This window comes from Gammaproteobacteria bacterium, assembly GCA_033344735.1.
GTDB lineage: Bacteria > Pseudomonadota > Gammaproteobacteria > UBA4575 > UBA4575 > UBA1858.
This window is the reverse complement of record JAWPMW010000001.1, coordinates 516,863-541,145: the sequence shown is the minus strand read 5'-3', so window position 1 is coordinate 541,145 and position 24,283 is coordinate 516,863. Positions and strand designations below refer to the sequence as shown.

The 24,283-nt window shown below is 37.8% G+C and carries 20 protein-coding genes; 14 read left to right on the top strand and 6 right to left on the bottom strand.

Features of this window, described 5'->3' with window-relative positions:
• Nucleotide 1: 1 nt before the first annotated feature.
• The 4 genes from R8G33_02845 to R8G33_02830 form a co-directional block, all read right to left on the bottom strand.
• Nucleotides 2-799 (bottom strand): CbbQ/NirQ/NorQ/GpvN family protein, encoded by a 798-nt coding sequence (locus R8G33_02845; protein MDW3094592.1) that lies wholly within the window; start codon nt 797-799, stop codon nt 2-4.
• Nucleotides 800-902: 103 nt separating this feature from the next.
• Entirely contained in the window at nt 903-1,937 is a 1,035-nt protein-coding gene (locus tag R8G33_02840) for an aliphatic amidase (protein ID MDW3094591.1), read from the bottom strand.
• A 254-nt stretch (nt 1,938-2,191) separates the two neighbouring features.
• Entirely contained in the window at nt 2,192-2,800 is a 609-nt protein-coding gene (locus R8G33_02835) for an ANTAR domain-containing protein (GenBank protein ID MDW3094590.1), read from the bottom strand.
• An 11-nt stretch (nt 2,801-2,811) separates the two neighbouring features.
• Nucleotides 2,812-3,987, bottom strand: a complete 1,176-nt coding sequence (locus R8G33_02830; protein ID MDW3094589.1) for a transporter substrate-binding domain-containing protein — start codon at nt 3,985-3,987, stop codon at nt 2,812-2,814.
• A 255-nt stretch (nt 3,988-4,242) separates the two neighbouring features.
• Here R8G33_02830 and R8G33_02825 point away from each other — a divergent pair, with 255 nt between their 5' ends.
• The 10 genes from R8G33_02825 (at nt 4,243) to R8G33_02780 (ending at nt 15,582) form a co-directional block, all read left to right on the top strand.
• Entirely contained in the window at nt 4,243-5,064 is an 822-nt protein-coding gene (locus R8G33_02825) for an urea transporter (protein MDW3094588.1), read from the top strand.
• A gap of 84 nt (nt 5,065-5,148) precedes the next feature.
• Nucleotides 5,149-5,805: an XRE family transcriptional regulator gene (locus R8G33_02820; protein ID MDW3094587.1), complete on the top strand. Its 657-nt coding sequence runs from the start codon at nt 5,149-5,151 to the stop codon at nt 5,803-5,805.
• A gap of 174 nt (nt 5,806-5,979) precedes the next feature.
• Nucleotides 5,980-6,876 (top strand): amidophosphoribosyltransferase, encoded by an 897-nt coding sequence (locus tag R8G33_02815; GenBank protein ID MDW3094586.1) that lies wholly within the window; start codon nt 5,980-5,982, stop codon nt 6,874-6,876.
• 19 nt (nt 6,877-6,895) lie between these two features.
• On the top strand, nt 6,896-7,582 hold the full coding sequence (locus R8G33_02810; GenBank protein MDW3094585.1) for a hypothetical protein: 687 nt from the start codon (nt 6,896-6,898) through the stop codon (nt 7,580-7,582).
• Between the two features lie 12 nt (nt 7,583-7,594).
• Nucleotides 7,595-8,923: an FMN-binding glutamate synthase family protein gene (locus tag R8G33_02805; GenBank protein MDW3094584.1), complete on the top strand. Its 1,329-nt coding sequence runs from the start codon at nt 7,595-7,597 to the stop codon at nt 8,921-8,923.
• Between the two features lie 43 nt (nt 8,924-8,966).
• Nucleotides 8,967-10,274, top strand: a complete 1,308-nt coding sequence (gene glnT / locus R8G33_02800; protein ID MDW3094583.1) for a type III glutamate--ammonia ligase — start codon at nt 8,967-8,969, stop codon at nt 10,272-10,274.
• A gap of 94 nt (nt 10,275-10,368) precedes the next feature.
• On the top strand, nt 10,369-11,610 hold the full coding sequence (locus R8G33_02795; GenBank protein ID MDW3094582.1) for an FAD-dependent oxidoreductase: 1,242 nt from the start codon (nt 10,369-10,371) through the stop codon (nt 11,608-11,610).
• A 30-nt stretch (nt 11,611-11,640) separates the two neighbouring features.
• Complete coding sequence (locus R8G33_02790; GenBank protein ID MDW3094581.1) at nt 11,641-11,940, top strand: sarcosine oxidase subunit delta; 300 nt, start codon at nt 11,641-11,643, stop codon at nt 11,938-11,940.
• A complete protein-coding gene (locus R8G33_02785) occupies nt 11,933-14,857 on the top strand; it encodes a glycine cleavage T C-terminal barrel domain-containing protein (protein MDW3094580.1) in 2,925 nt (974 codons plus the stop codon). Before R8G33_02790 ends, R8G33_02785 begins: the two co-directional genes overlap by 8 nt.
• 2 nt (nt 14,858-14,859) lie before the next feature.
• Nucleotides 14,860-15,582, top strand: coding sequence for a hypothetical protein (locus R8G33_02780; protein MDW3094579.1), 723 nt, complete (start codon nt 14,860-14,862; stop codon nt 15,580-15,582).
• Nucleotides 15,583-15,595: 13 nt separating this feature from the next.
• Here the strand turns inward: R8G33_02780 and R8G33_02775 are convergent, their stop codons facing one another.
• Nucleotides 15,596-16,858: a putative 2OG-Fe(II) oxygenase gene (locus R8G33_02775; protein MDW3094578.1), complete on the bottom strand. Its 1,263-nt coding sequence runs from the start codon at nt 16,856-16,858 to the stop codon at nt 15,596-15,598.
• 248 nt (nt 16,859-17,106) lie between these two features.
• Between R8G33_02775 and R8G33_02770 the strand changes: the two genes are divergently transcribed.
• Both R8G33_02770 and R8G33_02765 read left to right on the top strand, forming a co-directional pair.
• Complete coding sequence (locus R8G33_02770; protein ID MDW3094577.1) at nt 17,107-18,414, top strand: transporter substrate-binding domain-containing protein; 1,308 nt, start codon at nt 17,107-17,109, stop codon at nt 18,412-18,414.
• A gap of 25 nt (nt 18,415-18,439) precedes the next feature.
• On the top strand, nt 18,440-20,491 hold the full coding sequence (locus R8G33_02765) for a hybrid sensor histidine kinase/response regulator (GenBank protein ID MDW3094576.1): 2,052 nt from the start codon (nt 18,440-18,442) through the stop codon (nt 20,489-20,491).
• Nucleotides 20,492-20,547: 56 nt separating this feature from the next.
• Here R8G33_02765 and R8G33_02760 read toward each other — a convergent pair whose 3' ends face one another.
• Nucleotides 20,548-21,216, bottom strand: coding sequence for a response regulator transcription factor (locus tag R8G33_02760; GenBank protein MDW3094575.1), 669 nt, complete (start codon nt 21,214-21,216; stop codon nt 20,548-20,550).
• A gap of 622 nt (nt 21,217-21,838) precedes the next feature.
• Between R8G33_02760 and R8G33_02755 the strand changes: the two genes are divergently transcribed.
• Nucleotides 21,839-23,155 carry a transporter substrate-binding domain-containing protein gene (locus R8G33_02755; protein MDW3094574.1) on the top strand — a complete coding sequence of 439 codons (1,317 nt, stop codon included), beginning with the start codon at nt 21,839-21,841 and terminating at the stop codon, nt 23,153-23,155.
• A 191-nt stretch (nt 23,156-23,346) separates the two neighbouring features.
• Nucleotides 23,347-24,249, top strand: coding sequence for an urea ABC transporter permease subunit UrtB (urtB, locus tag R8G33_02750; protein MDW3094573.1), 903 nt, complete (start codon nt 23,347-23,349; stop codon nt 24,247-24,249).
• Nucleotides 24,250-24,283 lie beyond the last annotated feature (34 nt).

The window sequence follows — 24,283 nt, the reverse complement described above, 5'->3', positions numbered from 1 at the left end:
ATCACATGCAGGCTGCTATTGCAGAACTTAACGCATTACGGACATCATGATCGTCTGTTATAGGAAGCACTAACGCCACTTCACAAGCTTCTTCTATTGATACACCTTGGGTTATTAGCTGCGCTGCATATATCAACATACGTGTAGATGCACCCTCATCCAGTCCATGGCCTTTCAAGTTTCTTGATCGCTCAGAAATCTGTACTAGTTTTTGCGCAATATCTTTATCCACACCCGTTTCGTGCGCAATAATATTTGCTTCGATTTCTGGCTTTGGATAATTAAAATCTATAGCTGCAAATCGTTGCTTAGTTGATTCTTTCAAATCCTTTAAAACGCTTTGATAACCAGGGTTATATGAAATTATGATTTGGAAATCAGGGTGCGCTTTAACAATTTCATTTTTCTTCTCTAGAGAAAGCATCCGACGGTCGTCAGTTAATGAATGAATAACTACACTTGTATCCTGTCTCGCTTCAACTATTTCATCAAGATAGCAAATAGCTCCATGGCGTACAGCCAAGGTTAGTGGGCCATCATGCCAGACAGTGCCGTTGGCATCTAGCAAATATCGTCCAATTAAATCCGACGCTGTCATATCTTCGTGACAAGAAACACTAATAAGGGGTTTTTTTAACTTCCAAGCAATATATTCGACAAAGCGAGTCTTACCACAACCAGTTGGGCCTTTAAGCATCATTGGCATACGACTGGCGGATGCTGCTTCGAACAATGCAATTTCGTTATGTGTAGGCGAATAAAATGGCTCTTCTTTAATTAAATAACTATCAAGATTCATCACGAACATCCATTTATTTAATTTTGATAAATTTCATTTGTACATCATAAAAAAATAAGGCGAAGATATAAAAATATCTTCGCCTATTGCTTATTAAATTAAATTAACGGTGCGCTTTAGGATTTGGTATGCCTTCTATTTCACACTCATCTGTGCCCACAGTTGTTCTAGTGATTGACTCAGACATTTCACGAGCCGCTTCAGGGTCTTCTACCCATTTCTTATAAAAATCAAATGGGCATGCTGCAACACCTTTATCTCCTTCCCCAGAGTTAATTAACCCAGTATAACCGCGGTGGAGTAATTTAAATAAGTGGTTTTGAGATTGTTGATTCTTACGTGCATCACGAATTAGCGATACTGAAAGATTTGCATACTGAATACCCATATCTTCTTCTGCGCATTGTCCTAACGTACGCCCGTCGAAACCAATTATGGCGGAATAGCCAAAATAAGAATAGACACCATCAAAACCAGTTGCATTTGCTACAGCAACGTATGTGTTATTCATCCATGCCATGGCCTTAGCAACCATAACTTGCTGCTCTTTTGCGGGATACATATAACCTTGGCAGCGAACAATCAATTCCGCACCTTTCATTGCACAATCTCGCCAGATTTCAGGATAATTTCCATCATCACAGATAATTAAGCTGATCTTTAACCCCTTGGGTCCGTCTGACACGTAAGTGCAATTTCCTGGATACCATCCTTCAATCGGAACCCATGGCATAATCTTCCTATATTTTTGAACAATTTCACCTTGGTCATTCATTAAAATCAGGGTGTTATATGGTGCTTTATTGGGATGTTCTTCGTGTCGTTCACCGGTTAATGAAAATACTCCCCATACTTTTGCATTGCGGCATGCTTGCGCAAAAACTTCAGTCTCGTCACCAGGTACTGAGGATGCAGTTTCATACATTTCTGTTTCATCGTACATAATTCCATGAGTGCTATATTCAGGAAATATAACCAAATCCAATCCGGGCAAACCGACTTTCATGCCTTCAATCATTTCAGCAATATTACGTGCATTTTCAAGCACTTCTGCTTTAGTGTGTAATCGAGGCATTTTATAATTCACAACTGCAACACCGACTGCGTCTTTACTACTTGATATATCACCGTGATACATAATCCATTCTCCTAAGTTGTAATTTTTTTCTAAAAAAATTATACATATGACTGATTTAACTGATTAGACATTAATATTCAGCACAAAAAAAAGCCTCCACAGAGGAAACTCGGTGGAGGCTTTATTGCCTAGTCTGTGCAGAAGCGCTGTTGATTCTGCTAAATTATACTTTCATATTTAGACTATATCTCCAACACCGTCAAGTACCAACTTGTTATGGCGATAACAATGTGAGCATATGCAATTGATATCCATTAGTTTTTATCCCCAGTAATATCTAATGTTTTATCTGCTTGAACAATTTTTTGAGCGAATTCTTCGGTTGATATACGCCTATCCATGGCTTGTTTACGTATGAATTGGTAGGCTTTTTGGCGATCAACTTCATTATTGCGGCCTAGAATTGAAATCGCTTGTTCAACACAATGGATTTTACGTACTTTATTTTCCAATTTTTGAATCTTATTGAAATCTGACACTTCTTGTTGCCAGTGCATTCTAGCTACAACCATATTTGACAATAATCCAAACGGCTTGAAAGGTGCATTAATAATTGCATGAACTCCAATATCGTAAGCAGTTTGCAATACCGTCGGGTTCTCATAATCTACAATTGCAATAATCGTGGGCCGTGTATCACCTTTATGCAGCAGTAATGGCTTTTCAAACAAAGGATGATCTTGCATCATTGCTACAAATATCAGGTCTGTTTGCGAAGTAATAAACTTAGGAAATGGCCACTCCATAGTGACATTACAACCAATTCTCTCAACATGCTTACATAGTTCACTTCTCTGGCGATCATCAGGATGGACAATAAGAGTATTTAGATTTCTCAATTCTTGTAATATTTTAATTGCCATATCAATAGCTCCTAATGTCTCGTACTAGATTCATATTCTGAGTAATAAGGTGAGCTCATATTGAATAAAGACTTATTCGTATGAAGATCCACTAAGTAAGGGTCTGGTTTCACCCAAGTGTCCGCTTGTTCAATTATATCAAACTGACCAAACTTATTTACTCGTCCAATTTTCGGCCATAAATAAGTATGATGATTATCTTTATCGATTTTTATCTTGCCTTGAGGCGCATCAAATATGCACTCAAGCGCGGCAGAACGAATACCTTCTGTGTCCAGCTTCCCTACCCTGCATAATGCATTAGCAAACATATGGACCTGGAAATATGCCGATTCACAACAAGCATTAGTACTTTGCTGAGAACCGAACATGGAATGATATTTCTGGACAAACTGATTATTAATATTTGTATCAACTGATTGAAAATATGGAGATGCCGTAATATGCCCACATGCTGCTTGCAAACCAATATCTGCAACTTCAGCTTCAGAAGTAGTCAGACTTGCAATCGGCATTTGATTTGGTTGCAGTCCAGCTGACCAGTATTTTCTATAAAATGTACGAGTGGCAGACCCCACTATGGTGCTAAAAATCACATCAGGCCGCTTCTCAAGAATATCCGAGAGAATAAGAGAGATATCTTCGTCACTCGGGTTTAAGGGTATATATTTTTCTGCAACAACTTTTCTTCCACTATTTTCAATTAAATCTCGCATTATGCGATTAGACTCATAAGGGTAAATGTAATTTGATCCCACTAAATAGAATCGACCACTAAAGTTATTTACTAGGTACTGTGCAAGAAAGGCACTATTTTGATTCGGAGCAGCTCCTGTATATATGACATTGTCTGAAAATTCATAACCTTCATATAATGTTGGATACCACAAAAGGCCATTAAAATTCTCAACTACTGGAAGTACAGCTTTTCGTGCACTGGACATATAACAACCGAAGATTATATTGACACGGTCTTTCTCAACTAACTTTTTAGAATAAAGATAAAATTTTTCTGGATCTGATCCAGGATCATAAACAATCGGCTCTATTGTTCGCCCCTCAATACCACCCATAGCATTTATTTCTCGAATGGCAAGCAATGTCGCATTCAATTGTGTTTTTTCTATAACTGATGTAACGCCTGTTTTAGAAAATAATACACCAACTTTCCATGATGAATGATTCATTTAGCGAATGCTCCCAATAGAACTTAAAATTCTAAACGCACATACAATGTAGCATAAGGTTTAAAAATAAGTACCAAACTTAATTTAATTGTCATATGCTTCGCGTTAAGTTAGCACCATGATTGTGCGAAAAAGAGGGTAAATCAACACTTCAATAAAAATAATTTATTCTTACTATAGGGTATATCTTATGCTCTACAGTAATAATGAGGTTATTTCATAATGACAAGGGCGATTAATTTTCTGAAGTACACGATGTCAGGCATCGCGGAAGTTATCGTCCAATCCCACCCAGTAGCCGGCACATTAATTTTACTAGCTATACTTATTCACTCTTGGCAAATGGCAATTAGTGCTTTTTTTGCTACGGCAATCGCCACCGGGTTCGCGATATTAATTAAGAAAAAACAAAAAATAATAGCTTTAGGACTCTATGGTTACAATGCAACACTAATAGGGATCGCTTTTGTATATCTATACCAAGTCACCTACTTGAGTATTTTTATACTTTTCATATGTAGCATCTTGTCCGTTTATATTAGTCTATGGATACCTGCCTATTTAAAAGTACCCACTTTCACAGCTCCCTTTGTTTTGATCACATGGTTGGTAATTGGTGTTGAAAATCTGCTACATCTTTTGCCAGCAGGTAATGTATTAAACTTTAATGACAATATTTATACGCTAGGACTAGGAGAAGCAGTCGGCCAAGTCTATCTACAAGGAAATGGCATCACAGGTGTAATTATCTTACTTGCGATTGTGCTTTATGCTAAATCAGACTTTATTTGGGCAATGGCTGCCACTTGTTTAGCATGGTTGATTGCTCATACGCTTAACTATCCAGCAGTCAACATAGAAAATGGTCTATATGGTTTTAGCGCGGTGTTAACAGCGATTGCATTACAAAATATAAAACCCCTCATATTCCCAATTAGCGGCATTATAATTACTGTCTTTGTCACCCAAGCCTTCATTCTAATCGGCTGGCCATCGTTAACTGCTCCATTTGTAATAGTGTCATGGCTGGTAATATTGACTCATAGATTCTATCTTAATCAATCTGCTCAATCTTAATCCAATACAAAGTTTAATTGTATTGCCTCTACATCTAAGGTAAATAGATACATAATATATCCATTAAAAAAATCTCATTGAATAATGCCTAATACTAAACTCAAGAAGAAGACCGCAATCAAACAAAAAGCATCGAAAATTTCTAACACAAAAATTTCGTCTGCTTCTTCAATTGAACATCATATAGGCAACATTATACGCAATCAGCGTAGTCTCAATCATTTAACTATTAATGAAGTATCAGAATTAGCCACAATTAGCCCCGGCATGTTAAGCCGAATAGAACGCGGTGATGTCTCTGCAAGCTTGGAAACACTTGAGAAATTAGCAATTGCTCTGGGAATGCCTATATCGTTATTTTTTCGTGATTACGATGCTCCAGAAGGAAGTGCTCAATTAGTAAGAAAAGGTAAAGGTATGCAAGTCGTGCGCAGAGGCACTAAAAAAGGTCATTCTTATCAGTTGTTAGCATATGAACAAGGTCCGGCAAAGTCATTTGAACCATTTTTGATCACTATGGATGATGCTAGCGAAGAATTTCCAAGCTTCCAGCATCAAGGGACTGAGTTAATCTATGTTCTAAAAGGTAAAATCGAATATCGACATGGAAGTGAAACATATATCTTACAACCTGGAGATTCATTAATGTTTGCTGGTGATATTCCTCACGGCCCAGAAAAGTTAATTAAAGTCCCTATTGAAATCTTAGCTATTATTAACTATTCAACGGAAACAAGCTAAAGCTCTTAATATTCATTTCTATACGCTTTTTAGCGTTCCTGTCACAAATCCTCTAGCCCGCCGACACGTTGAAATCTAGCTCAAATTCTAAAGAATATTTATATTCAATAATTTTATTGACAGTAACATTTTTTTACGTATAGTAATAATGCATCTACATCAGGAATGCTAATTATGTGCGGAATTGTTGGCTTATTTTCAAAATCAAACAAGATTGAATCCCAATTAGGCCATTACTTGTCAGAGATGTTATTAGAAATGACAGAGCGCGGACCTGATAGCGCTGGCATCGCTGTTTATAGAAATCCAACAGACAATGGCCACACAAAGTTGACGGTTCTCTGCCCAAAGGATGACTACAATTGGAAAAAAGTTTCAACCGACCTAAGCCATCACTACGATGGCGAGGTTGCTTTTGAAGTGAGAGGCAACCAAGCGACTTTCATAGTGCCAGGTAGCGAAGAAGGAATCTCAAATTGGTTTAATCAAACTCACCCTGAACTCATGCTAATTAGCTCTGGAAGCACGATTGAAATTTACAAAGCCACCGGCCTTCCAACACGTGTAATTGAAAAATTTAATATTCGAGAATTAACTGGCACACATGCTCTGGGCCACACGCGTATGGCAACTGAAAGTGCTGTCACTACACATCATTCTCACCCTTTCTCTACCGGTGAAGATATATGCTTAGTGCACAATGGTTCTTTATCTAATCACAATCGTTTAAGAAGAATATTAAGTAAAAAAGGTATCGTCTTTCATACTGACAATGATAGTGAAGTTGCTGCTGGCTATATTGCATCACGCTTACTACAAGGTGACGACTTAGACCAAGCACTTGAGGCAGCTCTTCATGACTTAGACGGCTTTTATACATTTGCTGTAGGTACCAAAGATGGATTTGCTGTGATGCGTGACCCGATAGCATGCAAGCCCGCAATTATTGCTGAAACTGAAGATTGGGTAGCAATGTCATCAGAATATCGAGCAATTTCAGTTTTGCCTGGTGCAAAAGATGCAACCACTTGGGAACCTGAACCAAGCAAAATATATAGTTGGAAACACTAGAACTTCTGAGTAAATTAAAATGAATGAATTTGACTTAGACCAATCCAAAATTCGCGATTTCAACGCAGCATTACACAATCCAAGTAAAGCTACAGATCAGTCAACATGGAAAGTGACTAACACTAAAGGCAGACACGCTATAGCTGTAGGTATTAATTCAGCTTTGAACTTACAAATTGATGGTCACGTAGGTTATTACTGTGCAGGCATGAATCAAAAAGCCAACGTTACTATTAATGGCCATTGTGGCGCCGGAGTTGCAGAAAATATGATGTCCGGAACTGTCACTGTAAAAGGCAACGCTTCTCAATATGCCGGTGCAACTGCACATGGAGGTTTACTCATCATTGAAGGTGATGCAAGTTCACGATGTGGTATATCTATGAAAGGAATTGATATTGTCGTAAAAGGAAACATTGGTCATATGAGCGCTTTCATGGCACAGACCGGCCGACTAGTAGTTTGTGGCGATGCAGGTGACGCATTAGGAGACTCACTTTATGAAGCAAGACTTTATGTCCGTGGAAAAGTCGCAAGTCTAGGTGCTGACTGTATTGAAAAACCTATGAAAGAAGAACACAAAACTGAATTAAAAGAATTACTTGAACGAGCTAATATTACTGATATTAATGTTGAAGAATTTCATCGTTATGGGTCTGCAAGAACCTTGTATAACTTTAACATTGATAACGTTGGATCATATTAGAAGGAAATATCAATGTCAGATGAAGAATTACATTCCTGGTTAAAAGCATCTGCGTCATTCCCTCGGAATGTAATTGCAGATATTCAACGCGCAGCAAAAACTGGTCTTTATGATATTCGTGGCTATGGCGCCAAACGCCATGTGCCTAGTTTTGATGATTTACTTTTTTTAGGTGCAAGTATGTCGCGCTATCCTCTAGAAGGATATCGTGAAAAATGTTCTACCAATGTCACTATAGGTACTCGTTTTGCAAAAAAACCTATTGAACTAGATATTCCTATCACAATAGCAGGAATGAGCTTTGGCGCATTATCAGCACAAGCCAAAGAGGCATTAGGACGGGGTGCTGATGCAGTAGGAACAAGTACAACCACCGGAGATGGTGGCATGACACCAGAAGAGAGAGAACATTCATCTAAACTAATCTATCAATTACTCCCCTCTCGTTACGGCATGAATCCTGATGATTTAAGAAAAGCAGATGCTATTGAGATTGTCATCGGCCAAGGCGCTAAACCTGGCGGCGGCGGAATGCTGTTAGGACAAAAAATTAGTGAACGTGTAGCAGGTATGCGTAACTTGCCGCAAGGTATTGATCAGCGTAGTGCTTGTCGACATCCTGATTGGACTGGACCTGATGATTTAGAAATTAAAATACTTGAACTGCGTGAGATCACAGATTGGCAAAAACCGATTTACATCAAAATTGGTGCTACCCGAACATATTACGACACCATGTTGGCAGTGAAAGCTGGTGCAGATGCTATTGTTCTTGACGGCATGCAAGGTGGAACAGCAGCCACTCAAGATGTTTTCATAGAACATGTTGGTATTCCGATCTTACCTGCAGTCCGATTGGCCGTTGAAGCGTTAACAGAGATGAACATGCACCGTAAAGTGCAGCTAATCGTTTCAGGTGGCATTAAAAGTGGTGCAGATGTCGCTAAAGCTTTAGCCCTCGGGGCTGACGCTGTATCTATAGGTGTTGCTGCATTAATTGCCTTAGGAGATAACAGCCCAGATCTAGAAGAAGAATATAGGAAACTTGGTACTTCAGCTGGATATTATGATGATTATCAAGATGGTAAAGACCCCGCTGGAATTAGCACTCAAAACGAAGAACTAGCAAAACGATTTGATCCAATCGTCGGCGGTCAAAAACTGGCAAATTACTTACGTGTGCTCACGCTAGAAACACAGACACTAGCTCGTGCCTGCGGAAAAAATCATGTCCATAATCTAGAACCAGAGGATCTAGTTGCTTTGACTCCGGAAGCAGCAGCAATGGCAAAAGTACCATTAGCAGGTACAGACTGGATTCCAGGTGTCAATGGCATGTAGTATTTAGCAACACTATCGAAAAATATCTCAAGGGGAAAAGATCATGCCACAAGATTTAGCTCAAGTAGCAAAAGCAAAAGGTATTAAGTATTTTTTAGTAAGTTTTGTTGATTTATTCGGCGTATTACGCGCAAAGTTAGTTCCCGCACGTGCAATAAAAGGCATGCAAAAAGACGGTGCTGGTTTTGCTGGGTTTGCCGCATGGTTAGATTTAAGTCCAGCCGACTCAGATATGTTTGGCGTCCCTGATCCAGATAGTCTCATTCAACTACCATGGAATCCTGAAATTGGTTGGTTAGCCGCCGATCTATGGATGGATGGAAAAGAAGTTGAAGCTTCACCTCGCGTTGCACTAAAGAGACAAATTGCTAAAGCTGAAAAAAAAGGCTTTCGTGTTAAGACCGGTGTTGAATGTGAATTTTTTCTTGTCAATAAAGACGGAACTGAATTGTATGATGAATATGACACACAATCTAAGCCCTGTTATGACCAACAGGCATTGATGCGACGTTATCCAGTTGTAAAAGAAATTTGTGATTGCATGTTGGATCTAGGTTGGGGCCCATATCAAAATGATCATGAAGATGCGAATGGCCAATTTGAAATGAATTGGGATTATAACGATGTATTACTAACAGCTGATCGACATGTATTTTTTAAATTTATGACTAAAACGATCGCTGAAAATCATGATATGCGCGCTACTTTCATGCCTAAACCATTTTCCAACCTAACTGGTAATGGTTGTCACTCACATATTTCTATCTGGGATAAATCTGGCAAGAAAAATTTATTCTTAAATAAAAGTGATGACTTGGGTTTGTCTAAGTTAGCCTATCAATTTCTAGGCGGAATAATGGAGCATGCAGATTCAATGTGTGCATTGTTCAACCCTACAGTGAACAGTTATAAAAGAATTTCGGCACCTCGCACCACATCAGGTGCAACTTGGTCCCCTAGCTCTATTACTTATACTGGAAACAACCGTACACATATGATTCGTGTGCCAGATGATGGTCGATTTGAATTGCGTTTAATGGATGGTGCAATGAACCCTTATCTAGCTCAAGCTGGAATCATTGCAGCGGGATTAGAAGGCGTTAGAAACAAACGCGACCCAGGCAAACCAAGCAATATAAACATGTACGAAGAAGGCCATAAGCTGAAGTCAGTTAAAAGATTGCCCACAAATTTATTGGATGCAATACGTTTACTGCAAAAAAATAAAGTACTTAAAGAGGAAATGGGTGCTGAACTCATTGAATCCTACGCAAAGTTAAAAATGGTGGAATGGGAACAATACACAAGCCATCTGAGTGAGTGGGAACGGCAGGCCACACTCGACTGCTGATTAACCTTATGCAGTACACAACTTTGCAATATTTTCATTCAACCATTAACTTATCAATTGCGTTAAACAGATTCACATAACAAGCAGAACATAAATGCCTCTAGGACTTCTAAAATACGGCTTAAAAAAAGCTCACCCATCTAAGAGGCATTTTAATACATGCTCTGACCTCAAACCCAGTTATGATGTCGTAATTGTTGGTGGCGGTGGACATGGATTAGCGACCGCCTACTATCTTGCAAAAGAATGGGGGATTACTAATGTTGCAGTTTTAGAGAAGAGTTACCTGGCTAGTGGTAACACTGCGCGTAATACTGCAATAGTTCGCTCAAATTATTTGACCCCCGAAGGAGTTCGATTTTATGACGAGTCAGTAAAATTATTTCAAGGATTGAGTAACGAATTAAATTACAACATCCTTTATTCCGAAAGAGGTCATTTAACTTTAGCTCACACAGATGCTGCCATACGCACATCTCGCTGGCGAGCCGAAGTTAACAAACACTTAGACATAAATTCAAAAGTTGTATATCCAGACGAATTAGAAAAACTCTGCCCCCATTTAAATTTAAGCCAAGATACGCGTTATCCAATTATGGGTGCTCTGTACCATCCACCGGGAGCAATAGCAAGACATGATGCTGTTGCATGGGGTTATGCAAAAGGTGCTTTTGAACGTGGCGTTGAACTTCATACTCATACAGAAGTAACCGGCTTCGATATACAAAATGGAAAAATAGAAGGCGTTAAAACTAATCGAGGAAATATAAATTGTGGCACTGTTATACAAGCTGTTGCCGGGGCTAGCTCAGAAGTTTCAAAACTTGCTGGATTCAAACTACCAATTAAATCAATTCCACTGCAAGCCTGTGTATCTGAACCAGTAAAACCATTTTTAAATATTATTGTGGTATCAGGTTCATTACATGTATACGTTTCACAGTCATCTCGTGGCGAATTAGTAATGGGCTCTACGAGTGATCCATATCCTCTTTATTCGACTCGTTCAACTTTAGATTTCAAAGAAGAATTGATGACACACTTATTAGAACTGTTTCCATTTTTAGGCAAAGTCAAAATACTTCGGCAATGGGCAGGCACTACTGATATGACACCAGACTTTAGCCCGGTGATGGGATTAACTCCAGTTCAAAATTATTACATTGATGCAGGCTGGGGAACCTGGGGATTTAAAGCCACACCTGTATGCGGCAAACGTATGGCAGAAACTATAGCAACTGGAAAAGTACCTGAGCTGATCAAACCGTTTGAGTTAGAAAGATTTTATAGATTTGAACAAGTAGGTGAACGTGGTGCTGCTTCTGTTGGCCACTAATTATGACTATATATATCGAGAGAAATTGAAATGAAGTTAATGCCTTGTCCTGTTAACGGACTACGAAACATCTCAGAATTTATATGTGGTGGAGAAGTAGAAGAAATGCCAAATCCTGATACTGGAAGTGACCATGAGTGGGCTGAATACTTATTTATGGAAAACAACGCTAAAGGAATTGTTCGTGAATGGTGGATGCATGCCCCTACATCATATTGGTTCATTGCTGAACGTAATACAGCAACAGAAGAAATTGTTGCAACCTACCCTAGTACTGAATTATTTAACCAAAGAGTAGAGTTTACTCAAGCGAATACATCTGATGTCTGACAACTCCAATATGCGATTACCTGAGCCAAAAGGCCTATACCTTGATCGCAAAAAGCTAATAAATTTCAACTTTGAAGGAAAGTCCTACCAAGGTTTTTATGGTGACACCGTAGCAAGCAGTTTAGCCGCGAACAACCAGCGCTTATTATCACGTTCATTCAAATATCATAGAGCTCGTGGTATTTTGACAATGGCCGGACGTGATGCAAATACACTTGTACAAATTAATGACGAACCTAGCGCACGTGCTGATACTTTCCCAATTACCGAAGGTCTAGAAGTTTATGCACAAAATATATTTGGCAGTCTAGAGAAAGATAAAGGGTCACTAGTTGAATCTTTTTCTCGATTTTTACCAGTAGGATTTTATTATAAAGCTTTTTATAAGCCCAAAGGTATTTGGAAGTTTTGGGATAATGTAATACGCAATTTTGCAGGGTTGGGAACCGTTGACACAAATTCAACCCCATACAAAAGTGATAAAGCCTATCGCTTCTGTGATGTCGCCGTATTAGGAGGAGGTCCAGCAGGACTAAGCGCTGCAATTAAAGCTGCTGATTCAGGCGCAGAAGTTATTCTCATCGATGAAAATCCAATGCTAGGAGGCTCATTAAACTATGCAAGATTCAATGTTGATATAAATCAAACCACGAAACTTAGGAATGAATTGGTCGATGCTGTAAATAATCATCAATCAATTACTGTTTATACAAAGGCTTTATGTACAGGATGGTTTGCAGATAACTGGCTCGCCATTATGTGTCCTCAAAGATTAATTAAACTTCGTGCTAAAGCAGTTGTAGCAGCAACAGGATCAATAGAGCAACCTGTTGTATTTCGGAATAACGACTTACCTGGAGTAATGCTTGGCACAGCAGCACAACGACTTATACATCTTTATGGTATTGCGCCAGGGCACAATGCTGTTGTGCTGACAGGCAATGATGACGGTTATGGAGTCGCACTTGATTTATACGACAATGGTGTCAATGTCCAAGCAATTGTTGATATGAGACATAACCCAAGTAATAGCCCATTAGCAGATTTAGTAAAAGAAAATCATATTTCAATTATGCAAGGTCATGCCATTTTTGAAGCAATCCCTGGTCCAGGAAAGCGCAATATCAAAGGTGCACTAATTCACCAACTATCTTCAAATGGTGAGATTGGTGAAAAACAGCAGCTCATTGATTGTGACTTAATATGTATGACAGCGGGATATAGTCCTGCAGCTCAATTACTTTGTCATTCTGGCGGTCAGCTAAAATACGATAGTACAGATGCCATGCTGAAATTATCCCAACTTCCAACCCATGGTTTATCTGTCGCAGCAGGATCATTAAATACTGTTTTCAATCTCAATGATGTTATATCTGATGGTAAATATGCAGGCTGGACCACAACAAATGCTATTGGATTAAACAATGGAAACCCATCTAATGCAGTCACTGAAAAAAGTGCACATGGACAAAATTACCCATGGCCAATATTTCCACACCCGGATGGTAAAGAATTTGTTGACTATGATGAAGACCTACAAATTAAAGATATTATAAATGCAGTCAAAGATGGCTATGACGACTTAGAGCTAGTAAAACGCTACTCAACTGTTGTTATGGGCCCTTCACAAGGAAAGCAATCAGCATTAAATAATTTAAGAATTGTTTGCAGAGAAACTCAACGTGAATTGGAAGGCGTAACAGTCACGACACAAAGACCTCCCTTCTCTCCTGAATATATTCAACATCTCGCTGGAAAGTCATTTCAACCAGCTAAATACACGGCCATGCATCATCGCCATATTCAAAATAACGCACATATGATGACTGCTGGCGTATGGTATAGACCAGCTTTCTATGGAAACCCCGAAGCACAAGATAAATGTGTAAGAAAAGAGAACTTAGCAGTAAGAAATAACGTGGGAATAATAGATGTTTCAACTCTAGGTAAATTAGAAATAAGAGGACCAGATGCAGCAGAATTCCTAAATCGAATGTATACGTTCGCATATTCAAAACAGCCAATTTTTCGATCACGCTATGTCTTAATGACAGATTCAACTGGCTCTATTATTGATGACGGTGTTGCTTGCAGATTAAGTGAAAACCACTTCTATGTAACTGCTACAACGAGTGGTGTTGATGGTGTTTATAGAAATATGCTGCGTTGGAATGCAGAGTGGAATCTAGAAGTAGACATTGCTAACGTCACTGGTGCCTATGCTGCCGTCAATATTGCTGGCCCAAAATCAAGAGATGTTTTAAATTGCCTAACAGATGACATAAATTTAAATGCAGATAAATTTTCTTATATGGAAGTACGTGTAGGTCATATTGCTGATATTCCTGCACGATTATTACGAGTTGGATTTGTTGGTGAACTAGGTTATGAAATACATGTTCCAGCAAGCCAGGGTGAAGCACTATGGGATATATTAATCAAAACAGGAAAACAATTTGATATACAACCATTTGGTGTAGAAACGCAACGTTTATTACGATTAGAAAAAGGACATATTATTGTCGGACAAGATACTGATGGATTAACTATTCCACAAGAAGCCAATATGGAATGGGCTATCGCAAAAAAGAAGCCATACTTTCAAGGTAAACGAGCAATACAGGCTATCAATGCAAGAGAAGTAAAACGCCAGTTAGTAGGATTCACTCTACCAAATGGATCTCCATTGCCTAAAGAATGTAATTTAATAATTAATAACAATGAAATTATAGGTCGAGTAACATCAGCGTCTTATTCACCTACTTTGGATAAAATTATTGGACTCGCATTTGTTTCCACTAAATTATCAGCTGTAGGCCAGCTGATACAAATAAAATTATCCAATTCAAAAATAATTGAGGCAATTGTATGCCAAACACCATTTTATGATCCGGATAACCAGCGTCAAGAGTTATAGTAATGAATTACACTGAAGTACAGCCAGAATACTGCCAACATAGAAGTTTCGTTTATCGTAAGTTTGATAATTTATCAGTCACGTGGTCTGATATTAATGGATATGCTGCTGTAGTTTCAATCAATGATACAGAATTAGAAATTGAATACGCACAAAAAATGGCTCTATGTGACCTAAGTCATTTACAAAGAATAGGATTCAAAGGTGACGGCTCAACTGAGTGGCTATCATCACAACAAATAACTATTCCACAAAATATAAACACAGCAGAGATCTCAAGCAATGGTTGCTTAGCAGCAAGAATTGGCGCTCAAGATATCTTAATTCTGGATCATCTTGAAAACAAAACGAACATTAAACCAATATTAGAACAACAATGGAATCATGATTACACACTAAATAATCATAGTTGTGGCTATATCATGCCAAGACAAGACAGCCATTCATGTTTTTATGTGTGTGGGGTTAATGCACCAGAAATGTTCTCAACATTATGCGCAGTAGATCTACGCATAAATAAATTCAACAACTTAATGATTGCACAAACATCCCTAGCCAGAATTAATGCAATTATAATTCGTTGTGATGCAGGAGAAACCCCAGGATTTTATGTATTGGTTGAAAACGTATCTTCGGAATATTGTTGGGACAGCTTAATGGATGCAATGCAAGATTATTCAGGGCAGCTTATTGGCTTATCATGTTTAATTGACTTAATGAGTTAATACAGATTAGCACTCAAGCGGGATACACATCAAAAGCAATACCTATTCGCTCGTCATCATTATGATATGGAATAGTCCCATGAAAGAAATAAGAGGGAAAACTAACTATACTCCCTTCTTCAGGCTTTATTTCAGTTGTGTCTGGTATCCAGTTTTCACTTAACTCAATATTTGGAAGACCAAACTGCAACCAACCTTCATGCTGTTTATTGTCAGCATTTACAATTGATGGAACTTTCACATAGTAAACACCACTGAGCCATGAAGATTCATGAATATGTGGTGGATGCCAGCCACGAGCACGTAAAATTGATGCGATCAATGTCAAGTTATAGCGCTTCTTAGGAATACGGCTATAAAACGGATGTCCAGATTGATGATGAAGTTGTTCAATGAGCAAATCAATAGATCGACGCAAAGCACTCTCAAAAGCCTTAATTGCTACTGTTGGGTTAATTGCTATATCTTTTGTTACTGCCCCACCATTAGTAACTCTATCTAAAGGTTCCCAAGTTAATGTTGGATGATCGCGAATATCATGTTCTAACTTACTATTGAAACTTTCCAATGAAGAGAACTCAGTGGGAATAGATATATTCACTTTATGAATCATTTCTTCATAATTATATAGTTCAAGCCATTCAGATTTTCGATCTAGCCTAGATAAGGCAATTGCTTTATAAGCATAAGCATTTTGACAATAGCGATGATTTAACAAGCAGTTATCTGCAGAAGCAAGAGCATCTTCAGGATTATCCATTGTTAAATGCGCAGCTGATAATTTATAGCCAGCTTCAAGATTATGCTGATCATAAGTTAGAGCTGCCTCATAACAACTCACAGCTTCCGATATTTCATCTAATTCAACTAAAGTATTACCCAAATTAGTATGAGCATTTGAATAATCAGGTTTAATTGATATTGCTGTTTGAAAAGATTGCTGTGCTTGATTGAACTCTCGCTGATCAAAATATACTATTCCTAAACTGTTATAGGCTTGCGCATAATTAGGCGCAATCTTAATTGCTGCACCAAGTAGATCCACTGCTTCACCATATAATCTCTGATGATATTTTGTAACACCTGCAAAGTGCAAAGAAGTTGGTTCTTGTGGATTTTTAGATATGAGTTTGGCAAACAATTTATCAGCATGAGCAAAATTACCATTTTGTAATTCAGCAACTGCTGATGTTAATAATTCTTCGAAACTTGAAATGTTTCCCGTCTTATCCTTTCTTCTTTGTTTTTCTATGCGACGGCGCTCTGCTCGATTCATAACTCTCTCTCGTTAATCATCACCTGAAATTCACCAACATCGATTCAATAATTATCAAAAATTCAAAATAAAAGAAAAATACATGATTACCCAGGAAATTTCATATATTACAATAGCATTATGATCGATGACTTATATTATAATGTCAGCATTAATCTTTTGCATGAAATAATATCAATTAAATGTAATTTAATTGATATTAGTAAACCTTTAATTATTAAATATTTAGAAATTCAGGCAAATAAATAATGGCTATTAATCGCAGAAAATTTCTAGCTGCATCTTGCGCTGCTTCAGCAATGCTGAATTGCGGACCAATGATAACTCACTCTTTTGCCAATACCCGCTCACCCTGGATCACTAAAAATAATACAATTAAAGTTGGAATGCTATGGTCGTTAACTGGTCACCTAAGCGTTATCGAAGAACCGTCACGAGATGTGGGACTATTCTGCATAGACAACATCAATAAAAACGGTGGTATTGCAGGTTTTCAGATAGAACCAATTGTGATTGATGCTAAATCAGATATGAAATCATATCGGCAAGGCATTCTAGATTTAATGTTAAAAGAAAATGTTTTAGCTACATTTGGTGGTTACACTTCCGCAAGTAGACGCGCTGTGATGCCTTTAGTGACACTAAATAATGGTTTATTTTATTATCCGACATGTTATGAGGGTCGAGAATGCTGGCAGCATATAATTTGCACTGGCCCCATTGCTAATCAGCATTCATACGATTTAATCCCATACATGGTTAACAAGTTTGGACCAAGAGCATATTTTGTAGGTTCAAATTATGTATGGCCTCGTGAATCAAATCGAAATGCCCAACGTTGGCTTAACAATGCTAAAGGCAGTTTAGTTGGTGAGTCATACATGCCGCTTGGATTGGGAGGATTTGATAAAATCTTCAAAAAAATAAAAGATCTAAAGCCGGACTGGGTGTTTTCGACTGTGGTAGGAGACTCAGACATCTATTTTAGAAAGGAGTACATCAAAGCAGGGTTTACCCCTGATATTTTACCTACCGCATCACTCACTACTTCAGAAATGGAAGTAAAACTAATGGGCGCTGAATATGGAGAGGGACATATTCTATCTGCACCATATTTTCAAAGTTTACGATCTAAAACTAACGATAAATTTGTACAAGAATTTCTATCAAGCAAGCACGGCGGCAGTGGAGTTACACATTATAATATGGAAGAAACCTACTTAACTTTTCTATACTTTAAAAAAGCAGTTGAAAAATTAGTCAAACAAGCAGGAGAAACATCTATAAGCCCAAACAATGTTCGTCAATTTTCTGCGGGCTTGGAGTTATCGGCAGATGAATCACCTGAAGGTAAAGTAAAAATTGATAGCAAAAATTTCAATAGTTGGTTAACGCCAAAAATAGGAAGATTTGATGCTAATGGTCAAATCAAATTATTGTTCCAGCAACAACATCAAATACCTCCGGACCCATATGTATTATACCCACAACGAGGCGAGTGTACTGCTGCAGGACTACTACTCCCTAGTGGCAAATTAATTAAGGCATCATCATAAATGAAATTTAAGTACTAAATAAGTTATGAGATATAAGTTTAAAAGAATTATAAATGATATGTCAGTAGGACAAAAAGTCCTAGTTGTATTATTTCTCGAGATATTCTCGTATTCCTTAGTAACTACTATTGCTATCTCGCAGATCAGCTCAGTAGGCAATGTTGTAAAACAGATGTCTGACCTATATTTACCTTTATTTACATCATCAGAGACTGTTCGCCTTCAAATTCAAGAAGGCAGATTAAATTTAAAAGATATCATTTTTGTCGGTGATCGCGTGGTCTATGACAAAGAAGCAAAAGAACAATACATTGCTGCACGTGGGAAGTATCAAGAAAATAACAGCAATATAGATGCTGAAATTGATAGCTCATTCAGTTTAATCACAAAAGCTACTAACAATAAGAACTTAAAAGCTAATCTAATCAGTGATTACCGACAAGATTTACTACGCCAATTATCAAGCGTAAGGCAAGCTAATCGAATTAACAGCATCCGTGCTGGCAAAGTTTTTCGGCATGTTGAGGATGGTTCTTTTCTTATGGGCATGGAAATGATTTCAGATGTCAGAGCCAGCGAAAATACATTAACAAAAGAACTGGACGCATTAGTCACCGTATTAGATTCACTCAATGATGCCTCTGTAAAATACGCTGTACGTGTTGAAAATACGGCCACTGCATTCACGATACTAGCCTCTATAATAACTTTTTGCATCGTAATTACTATTTTCTACTATGTGGTAAAGAAAAATATTTCAAATCCATTACATTCATTATCCGATACAATTAATTCAGTCAGTGCTCTACATGATATTGAAGATTCACCAATAGAAAAGCAGCTTATGTCACGTGGTGATGAATTAGGAATTGTGAGCCGGAGCTTTAATAATTTAAAGCATGATTTAAGCGCACAAGATAAAGACCTGCGTCAAGCAAAAGAAGATGCTGAACGAGCTAATCGTGCCAAGTCCCAGTTTCTTGCTGCAGCAAGTCATGACTTACGCCAACCATTGCATGCGATGCAAATGTACATTACGGCATTGCAACAAAAAATCAAAGACAAAGAAATGCTGAAAATTGTTTCAGATATTGATGCTGTATCAGTATCTACAGGTCGCTTACTTAATTCCATACTTGATGTTTCGCAATTAGAAGCAGGCGCAGTAAAACCACAAATAGAAGATTTTGCGATACAAGAAATATTAAACAGAATTGCACGCAATTTTCGACCAATGTCTTATCGAAAAGGACTTTCATTGCATATAGTCCCTTCAAGCGCATATGTACGAAGCGACCCTATTTTGCTTGAACAAATTATTGGAAATTTTGTTGCTAATGCAATTCGCTACACTGAAACAGGACGTGTATTACTTGGTTGTAGACGTAGAGAAAGTACGCTATCCATAGAAGTATTAGACACAGGCCCAGGTATACCCAAACATCAAAGCGAAGCTATTTTTGATGATTTTCATCAATTAGATAATAAAGAAAGAGATCGAGGAAAAGGTTTAGGATTAGGACTTGCGATTGTCAGAAGGCTTTCTAGCTGCTTAAATCACACAATAGAGCATTCATCAGAATTGAAACATGGATCACGTTTTGCTGTAGTTACCACTTTAACTAAAAAGCCAAAAACAGTATCAACTGAGGAAAAAATTGATGGTGGTTTATTTAACTTAAAAAATATTTCTATTCTTTTAATTGAAGATGACCCAACTGTATTAGATGCAACACAAAACCTTCTTACTTCTTGGCATTGTGATGTTAATTGTGCAAATTCCTTTTTTGAAGCAAGACAAGTAATTTCAGACAAAACAAGGTTACCAGACATTATTCTTGCTGATTACAGCCTGCCAGGTGAAAAGAATGGAGTTGAAACAATTGAATCTTTGCGCAAAATTGTTGGCTACCCTATTCCCGCATTTATTATTACAGGTGAAGCAGACACCGGTAAGATTCGAAAGATTACAGACTACGGATTTCGCGTTTTGTCTAAGCCAGTGCATCCTGCAAAACTAAGAGCTCTAATTTCACACTTACTAGTTATTTCAGAAAAAAATAAAAAACTTGCTTAGAGGAAAATCAAATTATGGCGTAGCAACGCACAGTAAAACTATCGCATTAAACTTGTTTAAGATTTTGCAAACCTAGCAACAGCTTCAGTTCTATTTTGGACATTTAACGTTTTAAAAATTCTTGATGAATGCATTTTTACAGTACCTGTCGTTAACCCCAATTCATCTGCAATTTCTTTATTTGACTTACCAAGCGCCATCAGATCTAGCACTTCTTGTTGTCTTTTAGTCAGCATGGAATATCCTCTACTGTTGTCAATCCCTTCATCAATCACCTGATCTTTTAGAGTATCTTCAGTAGCAGACGTCAAACCAAGCACATGTGGCGGGACATAGACTCCACCAGACAGAACCAACTTTATAGCGCTCATCATCACATCTGGTGATGATGTTTTAGGAATGTAGCCAACAGCTCCAGCGGCAAGCGCATTACGTATAGAAGCAATATTTTCACGCACGGAGACAACAATTAACGGAACATCAGGATGTTCTTCGCATATTTGCTTAATACTATCCATTCCTGACATACCAGGCATCATTAGATCTAACAATAAAAGATCTATCTCTTGATCATTAGCAAGATATTCTAAAGTTTGATTGAAATCAGTTGATTCAATAATTTCAACACTTTCTTCAACTAGTTTTACTAATTGAACCAGCCCTCCTCTGACTAAGGCATGGTCATCCGCAACCATTATTCTAAATACAGAATTTTCAGCAACCATGAACTTATTAATATTGTCCTAATGATGTTATATCAAGATAGATGTTGGCATTGAACTTTAGCTAAAAGTTATAAATCAAGCCAGGCAAATGCTACTACCCAAACATTAAGGATAGAGAGATATATCACTGCTGACAATTAGTAAATAACCCAATATCAATTAGCCGATTTTGATTGATCAATTACATTATCATTTCAATCAGTAAATTTTTTATATATCTGACAAATACAATCTCACTGCATAATATTAACAGCATTAAATAAATATCTTAACCAATTGAATTTAATGTACATTTTATCGATTAATTTTAAGATATACATTTCAAAAATTTTCATAATCTAGATAATCATCAATCGATATTCATCGAAAATAAATGTCATTAATTTTATACCTGTACTTTAGTGAGTATATGTTGACGATGATTATTTCATATGATTCAATACAACCATTAGTCTATATACTTTAGTCTATGTGTAGTTGAACCATCTTTCTAAAACAAGAAAAAGCAATTTTGAGACAGTAAAAACAAACATCAGCAGAATTCCAAATACGTGTGCGTCTTGGATTGCCACTAAATAAGTCAATCATAACTTAGGAGATTCCATCCATGAAAGACAAACCAATTAGTAACAAGCGAAGAAAAATTTTAAAGGGATCTGCTGTCGCCGCATCAGCAGCTGCATTAGGTTTCCCATCGATATACATAAAGAATGCATCAGCAGCAGCACCATGGATCAAGAAAAAAGATAAAACAATTAAAGTTGGATTACTCTGGTCTCAAACAGGAAATCTGGCAGTAATCGAAAATGATTCTACTCAAGTTGCTTTATATGCAATTGATGAAATCAATGCTGCAGGCGGTGTAGCTGGCAGAATGATAGAGCCAGTGGTGATTGATGCTAAATCTGATATCAAAGTCTATTCAGAGAAAATCAGCCAGCTAATCTTAAAGGATAGAGTAATTGCAACGTTTGGTGGTTACACATCAGCAAGCCGTCGTGCAGTAGCTCCAATAGTTATGGCACGAGATCATTTGTTCTACTACCCAACATGTTATGAAGGCCGTGAGTGCACACAAAATATTATTAATACTGGACCTCTAGCCAACCAACACTCATTTGATCTAATTCCATTCATGGCGAAAGAGTTTGGTCCTAAATGTTACTTAATTGGTTCTAATTACATTTGGCCGAAAGAGTCTAATAAAAATGCAAAAGTTTGGTTAGAGAACGTTGGCGGTGAAATTGTAGGTGAAGATTACGTTCCATTGGGTGGATCTGAATTTACACCTATTTTCAATAAAGTACGTCAAGCTAAGCCTGATTTCATATTCTCTACCGTGGTAGGTGATTCTGATATCGCAATGCATAAGCAATTTTTACAAGAAGGATTCAAATCAGATAAATTGCCAATTGCAGCACTAACTACTGGCGAAATCGAGATTCGGGCAATGGGTGCCGAAGCTGGTGCAGGCCACTTCTTATCAGCACCATATTTCCAAACTCTCGACAACCCAACTAATCACAAATTTGTTGATGGCTATCTATCCAGCAAATATGGTGGTGGTGGTGTAACACACTACAACATGGAAGAAACTTACCTTTCACTATATGTATGGAAGTACGGTTTAGAGAAAGCATTGGCACAGACAGGCAATATTGAAGATATCACTCCACGTATGATTCGAGATGTATCTGGAGGAATTGCTGTTGAAGACGATGTTTCACCTGAAGGTAAAGTTTGGATTGACCCAGATAACTTTAATTGCTGGCTCAAACCAAAAATTGGTCAGTGTGGAAGTGACGGTCAGTTCAAGATTGTTAAAGCTGCTGACGAGCATGTCGCACCTGACCCAATGTCTATTTATCCAGAAAGAGGCGTTTGCAAGGCAGATGGCCTACATACTCCAGATGGTAAAATTAAGACAGATGTTCTTTAACTAGTAGTTGTTAGCGTGAGTAGTACTCACTACTCACGCTAATTAATAAACATTTACAAAATACGCAAGACGAATTAAGAAACTTAATAATATAGCCTCAGGATTTTATGCTTTAGGCTTAAGCTCTCACTGATAAAAAACAAATGCTATAGGAATTGCTACCACAGAATTCTACAAGGAGAATTTAGCGAATGAGCATACATGACTTTTGGACTCCGTTTTCATTATTCCCTTTCCTAAATTCCTTATTCATAGGGATCAGCCTCGCTAGTATATTTTTCATTGCAGCTCTAGGGCTAACAATTATATATGGAACAATGGGCGTTATTAATATGGCCCATGGTGAATTCATCATGCTTGGTGCATACACCACTTATGTATTTCAAACATTTCTTGGAGTACCATTTTTAATCTGCCTACCCATCGCTTTTATAGCGCTAGCAGTCATTGGCCTTGTCATAGAAAGAGGAATTATTCGAACCTTATATCAAAGGCCGTTAGATACATTATTAGCGACCTGGGGTCTCTCACTAATTCTTATACAAGGCATACGTATTATTTTTGGTGGAGAGCCTAAATACGTTGGCGTTCCAAGTTGGCTGGACTTCCAGATTGAAGCAAACTTTATACACCTTTCCGGAGTGCGATTATTTATTATTATATTCGCCATAGTAATTGGCGCCGCCACATGGTTCCTTATGTATAAAACAACCATGGGTATTCGTGTTCGTGCTGTTATGCAAGATAAAGAAATGGCAGCATCTTTTGGGATCGATGCAAATAAAATTTACAGTATTACCTTTGCATATGGCGCAGGATTAGCCGGAGTGGCAGGCGCATTATTTGGCGCCTTAAAAACATTATTTCCAGATATGGGAAGCGGTTATATCGTCGAAGCCTTTTTGGTTGTAGTTGTAGGCGGAATTGGCTTAGTGGGTAGTATGTTTAGTGCCGGTATTCTTGGAGAATTAAGCTCGATCTTCTCTTACTTCACTAATGAAACATTTGCTCGCTTTATACTATTCACGTTAGTAGTCGTGTTTCTTAGGTTTCGACCTCAAGGCCTCATCACTGATGGCACCACGAGACGTTAATCATAAAACTAATAACTCGACGGAGAGAGAAACA

Excerpts from the sequence above, each read along its gene's own strand:
- R8G33_02770 (MDW3094577.1), top strand. The coding sequence starts at position 17,107 with ATGGCTATTAATCGCAGAAAATTTCTAGCTGCATCTTGCGCTGCTTCA.
- R8G33_02805 (MDW3094584.1), top strand. The coding sequence starts at position 7,595 with ATGTCAGATGAAGAATTACATTCCTGGTTAAAAGCATCTGCGTCATTC.
- R8G33_02765 (MDW3094576.1), top strand. The coding sequence starts at position 18,440 with ATGAGATATAAGTTTAAAAGAATTATAAATGATATGTCAGTAGGACAA.
- R8G33_02760 (MDW3094575.1), bottom strand. The coding sequence starts at position 21,216 with ATGGTTGCTGAAAATTCTGTATTTAGAATAATGGTTGCGGATGACCAT.
- R8G33_02840 (MDW3094591.1), bottom strand. The coding sequence starts at position 1,937 with ATGTATCACGGTGATATATCAAGTAGTAAAGACGCAGTCGGTGTTGCA.
- R8G33_02815 (MDW3094586.1), top strand. The coding sequence starts at position 5,980 with ATGTGCGGAATTGTTGGCTTATTTTCAAAATCAAACAAGATTGAATCC.
- R8G33_02835 (MDW3094590.1), bottom strand. The coding sequence starts at position 2,800 with ATGGCAATTAAAATATTACAAGAATTGAGAAATCTAAATACTCTTATT.
- R8G33_02845 (MDW3094592.1), bottom strand. The coding sequence starts at position 799 with ATGAATCTTGATAGTTATTTAATTAAAGAAGAGCCATTTTATTCGCCT.
- R8G33_02825 (MDW3094588.1), top strand. The coding sequence starts at position 4,243 with ATGTCAGGCATCGCGGAAGTTATCGTCCAATCCCACCCAGTAGCCGGC.
- R8G33_02830 (MDW3094589.1), bottom strand. The coding sequence starts at position 3,987 with ATGAATCATTCATCATGGAAAGTTGGTGTATTATTTTCTAAAACAGGC.
- urtB (MDW3094573.1), top strand. The coding sequence starts at position 23,347 with ATGAGCATACATGACTTTTGGACTCCGTTTTCATTATTCCCTTTCCTA.
- R8G33_02775 (MDW3094578.1), bottom strand. The coding sequence starts at position 16,858 with ATGAATCGAGCAGAGCGCCGTCGCATAGAAAAACAAAGAAGAAAGGAT.
- R8G33_02785 (MDW3094580.1), top strand. The coding sequence starts at position 11,933 with ATGTCTGACAACTCCAATATGCGATTACCTGAGCCAAAAGGCCTATAC.
- R8G33_02790 (MDW3094581.1), top strand. The coding sequence starts at position 11,641 with ATGAAGTTAATGCCTTGTCCTGTTAACGGACTACGAAACATCTCAGAA.
- R8G33_02780 (MDW3094579.1), top strand. The coding sequence starts at position 14,860 with ATGAATTACACTGAAGTACAGCCAGAATACTGCCAACATAGAAGTTTC.
- R8G33_02820 (MDW3094587.1), top strand. The coding sequence starts at position 5,149 with ATGCCTAATACTAAACTCAAGAAGAAGACCGCAATCAAACAAAAAGCA.
- glnT (MDW3094583.1), top strand. The coding sequence starts at position 8,967 with ATGCCACAAGATTTAGCTCAAGTAGCAAAAGCAAAAGGTATTAAGTAT.
- R8G33_02795 (MDW3094582.1), top strand. The coding sequence starts at position 10,369 with ATGCCTCTAGGACTTCTAAAATACGGCTTAAAAAAAGCTCACCCATCT.
- R8G33_02810 (MDW3094585.1), top strand. The coding sequence starts at position 6,896 with ATGAATGAATTTGACTTAGACCAATCCAAAATTCGCGATTTCAACGCA.